9 protein-coding genes are annotated in these 12,068 nt (G+C 54.7%); 3 read left to right on the top strand and 6 right to left on the bottom strand.

What is annotated here, in order from left to right; genetic code table 11:
* The first annotated feature begins 120 nt into the window (after nucleotides 1-120).
* Entirely contained in the window at nucleotides 121-1,089 is a 969-nt protein-coding gene (hemC, locus tag LKE08_RS12110) for a hydroxymethylbilane synthase (RefSeq protein ID WP_324704487.1), read from the top strand.
* Nucleotides 1,090-1,184: 95 nt separating this feature from the next.
* On the top strand, nucleotides 1,185-1,847 hold the full coding sequence (locus LKE08_RS12105) for a glycosyl hydrolase 108 family protein (RefSeq protein WP_324704486.1): 663 nt from the start codon (nucleotides 1,185-1,187) through the stop codon (nucleotides 1,845-1,847).
* 73 nt (nucleotides 1,848-1,920) lie between these two features.
* On the opposite strand, the gene LKE08_RS12100 is transcribed toward LKE08_RS12105, so the two are convergent.
* Entirely contained in the window at nucleotides 1,921-2,475 is a 555-nt protein-coding gene (locus LKE08_RS12100; RefSeq protein WP_324704485.1) for a hypothetical protein, read from the bottom strand.
* Between the two features lie 264 nt (nucleotides 2,476-2,739).
* On the opposite strand from LKE08_RS12100, the gene glgA reads away from it, so the two are divergent.
* A complete protein-coding gene (gene glgA / locus LKE08_RS12095; RefSeq protein WP_324704484.1) occupies nucleotides 2,740-4,161 on the top strand; it encodes a glycogen synthase GlgA in 1,422 nt (473 codons plus the stop codon).
* A gap of 155 nt (nucleotides 4,162-4,316) precedes the next feature.
* Here glgA and LKE08_RS12090 read toward each other — a convergent pair whose 3' ends face one another.
* The 5 genes from LKE08_RS12090 to LKE08_RS12070 all read right to left on the bottom strand — a co-directional run bounded on the left by LKE08_RS12090 (nucleotide 4,317) and on the right by LKE08_RS12070 (nucleotide 12,004).
* Nucleotides 4,317-7,610, bottom strand: coding sequence for a PAS domain S-box protein (locus LKE08_RS12090; RefSeq protein ID WP_324704483.1), 3,294 nt, complete (start codon nucleotides 7,608-7,610; stop codon nucleotides 4,317-4,319).
* Nucleotides 7,611-7,735: 125 nt separating this feature from the next.
* A complete protein-coding gene (locus LKE08_RS12085; RefSeq protein ID WP_324704482.1) occupies nucleotides 7,736-8,491 on the bottom strand; it encodes an ATP-binding cassette domain-containing protein in 756 nt (251 codons plus the stop codon).
* A 176-nt stretch (nucleotides 8,492-8,667) separates the two neighbouring features.
* Nucleotides 8,668-9,585 (bottom strand): putative selenate ABC transporter substrate-binding protein, encoded by a 918-nt coding sequence (locus tag LKE08_RS12080; protein ID WP_324704481.1) that lies wholly within the window; start codon nucleotides 9,583-9,585, stop codon nucleotides 8,668-8,670.
* 117 nt (nucleotides 9,586-9,702) lie between these two features.
* The gene (locus tag LKE08_RS12075; RefSeq protein ID WP_324704480.1) at nucleotides 9,703-10,743 is read right to left on the bottom strand and encodes a class I fructose-bisphosphate aldolase; all 1,041 of its coding nucleotides are present in this window, start codon (nucleotides 10,741-10,743) and stop codon (nucleotides 9,703-9,705) included.
* Nucleotides 10,744-11,101: 358 nt separating this feature from the next.
* Nucleotides 11,102-12,004 (bottom strand): alpha/beta hydrolase, encoded by a 903-nt coding sequence (locus tag LKE08_RS12070; RefSeq protein ID WP_324704479.1) that lies wholly within the window; start codon nucleotides 12,002-12,004, stop codon nucleotides 11,102-11,104.
* Nucleotides 12,005-12,068 lie beyond the last annotated feature (64 nt).

Raw genomic sequence — 12,068 nt, 5'->3', positions numbered from 1 at the left:
GAGCCGTGTGAGGTGAAAGTCTCATGCACGGTTCTGAATGGGAGGGGGAGATGGTAACATCTCTCTCGACCCCTAATAGCTACCCGAACTGATATTCAAATTCACGATCGCACACCCGATATGACAGTATCCGTATCTGCCGCAACCCGCACCATCCGCATCGGTTCGCGCAAAAGTCAACTCGCCCTCGTCCAAACCTACTGGGTCCAGGAACAGCTCCAGCAGCGCTTCCCGGACATCAAGTTCGAGGTTCACACCATGTCCACCCAAGGCGACAAGATCCTCGACGTCGCCCTGGCCAAAATTGGAGACAAGGGACTGTTCACCAAAGAATTGGAAGTGGGGATGCTCAGTCGCGAAACTGACATCGCGGTTCACTCCCTCAAAGATCTGCCCACCCAACTCCCCGAAGGGTTGATGCTCGGGTGCGTCACGGAACGGGAAGATCCGGCGGACGCGGTAGTGTTTCACGAAAAAAATCGGGGCAAACAACTCGACACCTTGCCGGCGGGGGCGATTATCGGCACGTCTTCCCTGCGCCGTCTCGCCCAATTGCGGCACCATTACCCCCATTTAGAATTTAAAGATGTTCGGGGCAACCTCAACACCCGACTGCAAAAACTGGATGAAGGTCAGTATGATGCGCTGATCCTGGCCGTGGCGGGGCTCAGACGGCTGGGAATGGGCGATCGCATCGGCCAGGTCATCCCGTCGGATATCTCGCTGCACGCCGTCGGACAGGGCGCGCTGGGGATCGAGTGTCGGGAAGGAGACACGGAAATTCTGGACGTGATCAAAGCCCTGGAACATACCCCCACCGCCCAGCGGTGCCACGCCGAACGGGCCTTTTTGCGGGAGTTGGAAGGGGGATGTCAGGTTCCCATCGGCGTGAATACAGTTGTTGAAAGCGATCGCCTGACTCTGACCGGGATGGTTGCCAGTTTAGACGGAAAGCGGCTGATCAAAGATACCGTCGCCGGGGCCGCCGCAGACGCGGAACAGTTGGGCATCGAACTGGCCCACAAACTGAAAGAACAGGGAGCCCAAGAGATTTTGACCGAAATCTTTGCCGAAATCAATCGCGGTTAGCGGTAAGCGAGGGTGTGAAGTGTGGGGAGATTTGATAACGGACAACTATCGATTGTCAATTATCAATAATTAATTGTCAATTATCACCAATTATCATGACAACATCTCGCGATTCCTTTCACACCGCCCTCGAATTTACCCTGAAGTGGGAGGGGGGTGTCGGACACCCGGAAGACCTGGGGGGTGTGGTGAATTACGGCATCACCCAGGCGACTTACGACACCTACCTGGAGAATCAGGGGAAACCGTCGAAGTCCGTCAAGGAGATCACCAAGCTGGAAGTGGAGGAGGTGTACTATACGATGTACTGGCAAGCCTCCAAAGCGGATCTGATGGTGTTGCCCCTGGCGGTGGTGCAGTTCGATACGGCGGTGAATTTTAGCGTCCGCGCCAGCGTGGAATTTTTGCAGGAAACTTTGGGGGGGCTGACGGTGGACGGGAAATTCGGCCCGAAAACCCAAGCCACCCTGGAACAGAATAATAATTTGGAAACGGCCCAGCGCTACGGTCAAGCCCGGATGGATTACCGCTACAAGCGGGTTGAAGCGAATCCCGACCAGAAATTATTTTTGGAGGGGTGGTTGAGGCGCGATCGCGATCTGTTGAGCTACGTCACCCAGTTGGGGGGCGGGACGCTCCCGCCCCCCCCGACGCCCCCGGAAGATCCCGGTTCCCCCACCCAACCGGAAATCCTCGACAAACTGCAGCAGGCGATCGCATTGTTGCAGGAAGTGGCAGTGAATCTGAAAAATAATTGATAATTGATAATTGATAATTAACAATTATTTTTCTTTCCCCCCGACTCCCGACTCCCTAATACCGACTCCCGACCTAAATTTCGTCGAAGTCCGACTTGCAGACGGCCAAGATGCGGCGATCGTTTTCGCCGACGGGTTCGATCGGGTAAAATCCTTCCAAGCCAACTTGCAGGTCGGCGCCGCCTTGCCGTGCGGCTAGGATCGAGGCGCGATCGTAGTTGACGCTGTAGGCGTGGGGTTCTTGGCTGTAGCTGTCCACGATGGTCAGGGCCAGGTGATTGCCCCGCGATCGCCCCGTGAAGCAGTCGAAGGAGGAACGGGGCATATAAAAGGCGCCGACGAAGTTTTCCCGTCGGACTTCAAACACCATGTAAGCCTGTCCGAGTTGTTCCGGTTCGGGAGACTGTCCGTACAGGTAGACGCCATCCCGAAACCGGGGTGTCGGAGTTTCGGCGCGATCGTCCGCCGGGACGGAGGCGGACTCGGGGATCGTTTGGGCGCGGACGGAACCCCCCAAACTTCCGCCGAACCAGCAGAGGCTCAAAATCAAAACGGCTTGAAAAATGTTGTTGGGGTGGACTCCGACTCCCGCCCCCGATATAACAGAATGAAAAAATTGATGTAACATTTTTGAGGATCTCATGAAAGCATCACCGGCTGGATTAGAAAAAATCGGTTCTAGATCATCTGAGAGGGATTGATGCGAATTCCAACATACAATAAGATTTGTGGGGGCAAGCCTCTGGGCTTGTCAATGTGGGCGTGCATGACTTCTCCTTGTGGGTTGACAGTTAGATGGACAGTGAACGCTGCCAGAAACCTGAAAATAGTACGGCCTCCACAGGTATGATGACGGTACGCATCTCGATCTAAGGGAACGCAAAGTACAATTATGCGAATTTTATTTGTAGCTGCCGAAGCGGCTCCTCTGGCCAAAGTGGGGGGTATGGGGGATGTCGTCGGGGCTTTACCCCAGGTGTTGCGGGCAATGGGACACGATGTCCGCGTCTTTATGCCCTACTACGGTTTCTTGCCAGACAAACTCAAAATCCCGAAGGAACCGATCTGGTGGGGAAACGCCATGTACCAGAAGTTCGCCGTCTTCGAGACGACGTTGCCCAAGACAGATGTTCCGTTATATCTGTTCGGACACCCCTCCTTCATGCCCCGGCGAGTGTATTACGGAGAAGATGAGGACTGGCGGTTCACCCTCTTTGCCAACGGTGCGGCAGAATTTTGCTGGAATTATTGGAAGCCCCAAATCGTCCACTGCCACGACTGGCACACGGGGATGATTCCCGTCTGGATGAAAGAAACCCCCGACATGGGGACGGTGTTCACCATTCATAATTTAGCGTATCAGGGGCCTTGGCGGTGGTTTTTGGAACGCATCACCTGGTGTCCTTGGTACATGGAAGGTCACAACGTCATGGCGGCGGCGGTCCAATTTGCCGATCGCGTCACGACGGTTTCCCCCACCTACGCCGGTCAAATCCAGACGGCAAGCTACGGGGAAAACCTGGAGGGGTTGCTCTCCTACATCAGCGGCAAGATGTCGGGAATTCTCAACGGCATCGACACGATGGCTTACAACCCGGAAACCGATCGCTATATCGTCGAAAATTTCAACGCCGACACGGTGGAAAGGCGCAAGACCAACAAAGTCGCCCTCCAGGAAGAATTGGGACTCGAAGTCAACTCCGGCTCGTTCCTGATCGGGATGGTGACTCGACTCGTCGAGCAGAAGGGACTGGATCTGGTGATTCAAATTATGGACCAGCTCCTGTCCTTCACCGACTCTCAGTTTATCATGCTGGGGACGGGCGATCGCTACTACGAGACGCAAATGTGGCAAATGGCCTCCCGCCATCCGGGCCGCATGAGCACCCAAATCCTGTTCAACGACGCCCTGTCGCGGCGAATTTATTCGGGGTGCGACGCCCTGGTCATGCCCAGCCGCTTCGAGCCCTGCGGGATCAGCCAAATGCTGGCGATGCGGTACGGCTGCATCCCCATCGTGCGGCAGACCGGGGGCTTGGTGGATACGGTGTCCCACAACGACCCGGTGAACGAAGTCGGGACGGGCTACTGTTTCGACCGCTACGAGCCCCTGGACTTCTTCACCTCGATGGTGAGGGCGTCCGAGGCATTCCGGTACAAAGATCACTGGCGGCGACTCCAGCAGCGGGCGATGCAGCAAAACTTTAGCTGGGAAAACTCGGCTCGGGAGTACCTCAAAGTCTACGAAGAAGTGGCAGCGAACTACCCCTCCCAACCGGCCGCAGCCCAGCCGGAACCCGGGATGACGGTGTAAACAAAACCGACTCCCCATATTGGAGAAAACGAGATGCTGCGGGCTCAATAATCATCGCCCGCAGCATTTTGCGATCGCGTGAAAGTAGGGAGTCGGGAGTCGGTATTAGGGAGTCGGGAATAGAAATCACCTTTTCATTTTTCATTTTTCATTTTTCACTTTTCACTTTCTCCAATCCCTCGCACCAGCTCCGGAAACGATTCGACGGTCATTTGCAGGGCATCGACATCGAACTCAGCCTGCTCGGTTTTGAGGCGGTCGGCATATTGCAACAGTTCCGAACACTGATATTGATTTCCCAGAGCTTCCATGCGTTCCGCGAACTTGTGAATTTCCCCCCAAATCAAAGTTTGACGCAACTCGCGCCAGTTCGTCTCTTGTTCTTCCCGCAATTTTTCGAGCAGTTCGGGTATCCGTTCGGGAACCAAAACGGGTTGGGGAGATTCTTCCGGCGCGGGTGCGGTGTCCGTCGGGGCGCCGTCTTCGGTTTGTTTTGTCTTTTCTAATACTGGAAATAATTTCTCCAATTCCAGGGCTAATTGGACGCGGCTGACGGGTTTCCGCAAGAAGCCGTCGTAGAGCGATCGCCACTGCCGCTGTTCCTGCAAAAACGCCGAAGCGGTGAGGATGACAATGGGAATGTCCCGGGTGGTGCGATCGGTTTTGAGGATCGATGCCACCTGCTGTCCGTCCATGTGGGGCATCCGCCAATCGAGCAAAATCAGGTCGGGTTTCTGAGAGCGGACGATCGCGATCGCCTCGGACCCATCCTCAGCACTCAAAACGGTATGGTGAGTCTGGGCAAAATAGCCCTGAATCAGCTCCCGGTTGGACGCCACGTCATCGACGACGAGGACCGTCACGGGGGCGAAATCCGCCAAACTTTTCCGGGACTGAAACTCCAATTTCTGGGGAAGAAAAGCGGAGTCGAGGGTGCGAACGTGCGGAAAAATAAATGCAAAGCGACTGCCCCGACCCAACTCACTTTGCAGTTCGATGCGCCCCCCCAGAATCTCGGTCAACCGCTTGGTAATCGCCAAACCCAACCCGGTGCCGCCGTACTTGCGGTTGCTCTGACCTTCGCTTTGGCGAAAGGCGTCGAAAATGTCGTCCTGCTGTTCGAGGTCGATGCCGATGCCGGTATCTTCGACGGCAATTTCCAGACAAATTTCTCCGGGTGAACGTGTTTCCGAGGGCCGGCAGCGCAGGGAAATTTCGATCCCGCCGCCATCGGTAAATTTGAGGGCGTTACCGACCACATTAAATAAAATCTGGCGCAACCGCACCTCGTCGAAACTGATGCAGGTGGGAACGTCCCGGCCCACTTCCACCCCCAGGGACAGATTTTTTTGAGCCGCTTTTTGGGAGAAAATTTGCTCGACTTCGGTCAAAAGCTGCCGCACATCGACCGCTTCGTAGTGCAGTTGAAATTTGCCGGCTTCAATTTTGGAGAGGTCGAGAATGTCGTTGATCAGCGCCAACAGCGTCCGGCCGCTGGCGGCGATCGAGCGCAGATAAGAGCGCTGGAGCGGTTCCCGAACCAAATTTTCCAGCAATTCACAAAAGCCCAAAATCGCATTCATGGGGGTGCGGATTTCGTGGCTCATATTGGCGAGAAATTCGCTCTTGGCGCGGTTCGCCGCCTCCGCCGCCTGGGTCGCCCGTTCCAGGGCTTTATTTTGGCAGGCGAGTTCATCTTCCATGCGCTTGCGGACGGTGATATCGGTGGAGATGCCGCAAACCCCGTAAATGTTTCCGTCGGAGTCGAATAAGGGGCATTGAATGGACAAATAGGTGTGGAGTTCTCCGCCGTGGAAAATTCGTTCTTCAAACTGGAGGGGAACTTTCAAGTTGAGGACTTGGCGATCGTGGTTGGAGAAAACATCAGCGAGTTCCTCTGGAAAAATATCGTAAGCCGTCTTCCCTTCGACATCCTCCGGATCGAAATTGCAAACGTCTCCACATTTGCGGTTAATTAGCAAATATTGCAGCTCCAAATTTTTCATGTAAATCAGTGCCGGGGAATTGTCCAAAATGGCTCGCAACCGTTCCTCGCTCTCCCGCAGGGCGATCTCCGTCAGGCGGCGATCGCTGATATCTTCCACCATCGCTAAAATATAAAGAACTTCCCCGCTCAAATTCCGTCGCACCCGCGTCGTCAGACTCACCCAGCGCACCGCCCCGGTTTTCGTGAGGTAGCGCTTTTCCAAGCGAAATCCGTCCGGCCTGCAGGCCACCACGCCCCGGCTCTGACCGGAAGTCGAAATGATATCCTCCGGGTGGGTGATCTCTTCGTCCGATAGCGTTTGCAATTCCGCGGCGGAATAGCCGACAATTTCACAAAATGCCAGGTTGACTTGGGCGAACTCGTAGTCCGGCGGCAGGCAGACGAAAATGCCGATGGGGGCATCTTCAAAAATTTCTCGAAATCGCTCTTCGCTATCCCGCAGCGCCATCTCGATGCGCTCCCGGCGCTGGATTTCTTGCAGCAATTGGCGGTTCATCTGCGTGAGTTGCTCGGTGCGATCGGCCACCAATTCTTCGAGGTGGAGGCGATGCTGTTCCAGTTCGGCTTCCGCCTGTTTTCGCTCTTGGATATCTTCCACCATGCCGATCGCAAAATTTTGATCTTCGGCATCAAATAATCCGTCTCGGGCGCGGACTAAAGAAACGGTCAGATATCCCCAAATCTGCCGTCCGTCCTTGCGGATGTAGCGCTTTTCCAGTTGATAGACATCCCGTTTCCCGGCGATCAATTCCTGATAGAGTTGGCGATCGGCTTCGACATCCGCCGGGTGGGTACAATCGGAAAAGGTCATGTTTCTCAGTTCCTCGGCACTGTAGCCGAGAAAGTTTTGAAGGGCCCAATTGGTGGTTAAGAGGCGTCCGGTGTCGTTTGCCAAAGCCATTCCGATCGCCGCCCCGTCGAACATGGCCCGAAACCGGGCTCTCTCTTTGAGCAGTTCGGCTTCCGCCTGTTGCCGTTCCCGGATCTCCCGCTGGAGGCGATCGTTGGCCCGGGTCAATTCCGCCGCCCGCCGTTCGAGGGTTCGGTTAAGGTTTCGCAACTCAGTCGGACTAGGAAGGGCGAGGGCTTGAGGCAGAATCGGGATCAACGCCAGGGCGGTATAGCAAGAAACGAAGGCGGTGGCGGCTTTGATCGTCCCCGACAGCCAGTAAAAGGGATACCAGAGCGTCACGACCGCCATCAGGTGGGTGGTTCCGCAGGTGATGATGAACAGGCTGAAGAGCAGAAAAATCCACCGGAAGGGCAGATCGTGCCGTTTGTGGGCGAAGTAGGCCAGTATCACCGGAATGGAATAGTAGGCGAGGGCGATTAACGAGTCTGAAAGCAAGTGCAACCAAACCAAATCCGGTTGCCACAGGTAGCAGTGACCGTGGGGGATGTAGTTCTGACTGAGAAGCCAGTTTTGAAGCTGCTCGAACATGATCGATTTCTACAAATCTTGTTTGACGTGAGTCCTGGGAACCGCCGGGGATCTGAATTGCCGGATGGGCCCGCCCATCGAAGATTGATTTCCCAAAGTCGTTCGGGCGGGATTTTTCAATTTTTTTAATCTTGAGTTGTATATAGTTTTTCGATCATTGTATCAGTCAGGTCCGAGGCGGAAATGTCGAACTGGACTCGTCCCCCTTTGAGTCCCACGACGCGATCGCAGTGGCTGCGGGCGAATTCGATCGCGTGCAGGCTGACGACCAGGGTTGTACCGCGTTCTCGGGTTATTTTGGAGAGCAGATCCATAATTTCGAGCGATCGCTCCGGATCAAGGCTGGAAATCGGTTCATCCGCCAAAATAACGCTGGGATTCTGTACCAAAACCCGCGCGATCGCCACCCGCTGCCGCTGTCCCCCGGAGAGGCGATCGGTCCGTTCAAATAATTTCTCCGCAATTCCCACCCGATTTAACGCCTCAGATGCCGCTTTCACCTCCAACGGATACATCAGCGAGACCGCCGCCTTCCACAGCGGCCAGTTTCCCAAATTTCCGGCGTTGATATTGTGAATCACCCGCAGATTCTCCACCAAATGAAACTGCTGGTAAACCGTTCCAATTTGCCGTTGTAAATGACGGCGAACCGGCGGACGCAGCGTCCCCAAATTTCGCCCCAACACCCACACTTCCCCCTCGCTGGGAAGCAAACTCCCATTCAACAAACTCAGCAGCGTACTCTTCCCCGCCCCGGACGAACCCACCAAAGCGACTTTTTCCCCCGCTTCAATGCGTAAGTTAATTCCCGAAAGTGACGCGATCGCACCGAATCGCAGCCCCACATTTTTCAATTCAAAAACGGGAAAATTTTCAACCATATCAAAAATCGCAACCTTGCCATCCACATCAAATTGTAGGGGCGAATGGCATTCGCCCTCCAAAACTTCGGTGTAATTTTAGATCTGATATTTTCCGCTCTTATCCGTGGAGGCAACCGTCCCGGGTTGCCGGTGGAGGCGGTGGGTGCAACCTTATAGGGTTGCCCAAAAATCCGCTACTGAATCTTCCCAATTTCCCGTCCCACTTCCTCAATTTGAGAGTAATTAGAATTTTGAGTCGGGATAAACTTTCCGGCGCTGAATAATTCCAGAATTTCCTGTTCTTCGGGAACATTCGGATCGAGGTTTAAAAACGCCTCCCGAACTCGGGCGATGAAATCCTCGCCATATTGTTCTTCAACCCGGGGATGGATCACCCAATGATAATCGTAGTAAGAAGGAGTCCGCCAAATCACCGTCACTTTTTCCAAATCAACGGTTCCTTCTTCCACCCGCTTTTGCCACACCTTTTCATTCACCGCCCCCACTTCGTAGCTACCCGCCTCTACCAACTTAATGGTTTTATCGTGGTCGCCGGAAAAGCCCGCTTCTCCTTGAAAATCCGACAAATTGACATTCGCCTGTTGCAAGAAGTATTGGGGCATCAGCCGCCCCGACGTGGAGGACTCGCTGCCGAAGGTAAACCGCCGCCCCTTCAATTGTTCCAAATCCGAAATCTCTTCAAATTCCGTCAGTCCCGATTCCGTATTGGCGATAAATAGACTGTGAAATTGTTCGTCCACATCCCGCTGGGCGATCGCTTCTGCCCCGGGAACTTGCAACCGCGCCTGCACCCCCGTCAACCCGCCGAACCAAACCAATTCCAAATCCCCCACTTTGAAGGCGGTGACGGCGGCGGCGTAGTCGGTGACGGGTTTGTATTCCACCGGAACCCCCAACTCTGCTTCCAAATAGGCGGCCAATTTTTCATACTGGCGCTGGAGTTTTTGCGGATCTTGGTCCGGAATCGCCCCCACCACCAGCGGATCGGCATTGTCCCCGGCGGGGTCACTTTGAGTTTGAGAACCTTGAGAACAAGCTCCCAGCGATAACATCAGCAACGCCAGACCGGACACCAAACATTTTTTGAACATCAGATAATAAAGAATTGATCTTGAAAATTTAACAGTCTCCTACTCTAGCACGAACCAAAAAAAGTGGGTGCCGTCAGCACCCACGCTCCTCTAAAATCGCATTCGAGAAAGATTTGCTTAGACGGCGACGAGTTGTTTTTCCATATCGCTGCTGTACTCACCCCTGCGGGCGGCACTGTTGCATTTAGCGCGATGTAATAGCAATTCCTGGGCCGTTTTCACGTTGGCATCTTCGCCCTTCCAGGCTTCGAGGGCGGGTTGCTGGATGGCGCGGGCGTAGGAGAAGGTCACGGGCCAGGGGCAGATGTCGCCGTACTGGACGTTCATTTCGTTGAGGTGCGCCGCCGCCCGTTCCGGAGTCTGACCGCCGGACAGGAAAGCCACGCCGCCCACCAAGGCGGGGACGTTGCGAAGCAGGCAGCGGACGGTGAAGGTGGCGACTTCCTGGACCGAAGCCTGTTCGGGGCAACCCTTCCCGGAAATGACCATGCTGGGCTTGAGGACCATGCGATCGAGGGCGACGCCCTGGGTGTGCAGTTGGTTGAAGACGGAGTGCAGCGTCGCGTCGGTGATGTGGAAGCAGCGGGCGATGGAGTGATTGCCGTCGATGAGAACTTCCGGTTCGACGATGGGCACCAAGCCGCCTTCCTGACAGAGTGCCGCGTAGCGGGCCAGGGCGTGGGCGTTGGCTTCGACGCAGGCATGGCTGGGGATATTTTCGCCGATCGCGATCACCGCCCGCCACTTGGCGAACCGGGCACCCATTTCGTAATATTCGGCGATGCGATCGCGCAGTCCGTCGAGTCCCTCGGTGACTTTTTCACCGGGAAAACCGGCGAGATCTTTGGCTTTCATGTCCACTTTGATGCCGGGGATAATTCCGGCTTCCTGGCAGATTTTAACCAGGGGTTTCCCATCCCGAGACATCTGGCGGATCGTCTCGTCGTAGAGGATCGCACCGCTGATGTAGTCGCCGAGGTTGGGGGTGGTCAAAATCATCTCGCGGTAGTCGCGGCGCTTATCCACACTCGTTTGAATGCCGACTTTTTGAAACCGCTTGTCGCAGGTTCCGTTACTCTCGTCCATCGCCAAAATTCCTTTTCCCTTGGCCATCATCGCTTTGGTGATAGCTCGAAGATTTTCGGCGTGCTGACTCATAAATTTCTCCTAAAATTGGTATCAAAAAAAAACAAGAAACGCTCGGGCCGGCTATTTGAATAGCCGAGCTTTCCGGGCATCCAAAATTTGCCCAGCATTCACTCGCGTCCCAACTCCACATTGCGATCGCGATGCGGGTCACAGTGCGGGACAGATATAAACTGACAATATCCGACTTTGGTGGCAGATTGAGCGGATCAAAATCAATCTCGGCGATCGCTCGGATTGCAACATAGGTTCAATTTGACAGATTCCCGATCGCGGCACATCTTCCTTTCGAGGGAGATTCCATGATTTTAGTAGGGGCGCAAGGCTTGCGCCCTGATTTTAGATTGAAGCGGGCCCGCCAATCCGAATCTCAATCCTCGTCGGCGGAGTCGGGCGCGATCGCACTCTCTTCCCTCAAAAATTCCCAGATATACCGGTTCACCAATTCCGGTTTTTCCTGCTGCACCCAATGGCTGCAATTGGGAATGTAGCGAATTTCAAAATCCCGCACATACTCTTCGGTACCGTAGGTCAGTTCCCGCCCCAAAGCCGCGTCATTTTCGCCCCAGATCATCAGGGTGGGGACGGAGAGCAAATTCCACTCCGGCTTCCGATTGAATAAATCCTGGAAAATATTGCGATAATAGTTCAGCATCGCCGTCAGTGCGCCCCGTTTCGCCGCCGCATCTTTGTAAAGTTCCAAATCCGTCGGGGTGAACGCATTTTTGTCGATCGCCGTATCGATGAATGCGGCGGCGATCGCCTGATAGTCGTCAGCCTGCAACAGCAATTCGGGAATTAGCGGCAGTTGAAACAGAAAAATATACCAACTTTTTTGCAACTGTTCCCACGTCCACAACCCGTCCGCAAATCGGGCCGGGTGGGGAATATTTAAAACGATCAGTTTCTCGACCAATTCGGGGTAGGCGTAGGCGAAATACCAGGCGATCGCGCCCCCCCAATCGTGACCCACCAAAACGCAGCGATCGTACCCCAAACCCCGGATCACTCCTTCGATATCCTTCGTCAATTCTTCGACGGTGTAGGCGCCCAAATCCTTCGGTTTGTCGCTTTCGTTGTAACCCCGCATATCCAACGCCACCACCTTATATTCCGCCGCGAATTCGGGAATTTGATATCGCCAGGAATACCAAAACTCGGGAAATCCGTGCAGCATGACCATCAGCGGGCCGTCTCCCTGGGTGACGTAATGCAATTTGACGCCGTTGGTGGTGATATAGTCCGCCGTCCAAGTTCCTTCGAGTTGTGACATGATTCCGTCCTGTCGAATACTGTGATAAAGCCCCCCTCACCCCCCACCCCCCCCCCCCCCCCAC

The organism is Lyngbya sp. CCY1209, assembly GCF_035615495.1.
In the GTDB taxonomy this organism is placed as follows: domain Bacteria; phylum Cyanobacteriota; class Cyanobacteriia; order Cyanobacteriales; family Microcoleaceae; genus Limnospira.
Note: the sequence above shows the minus strand (reverse complement) of the source record. Positions and strands in the feature narration are given on the sequence as shown.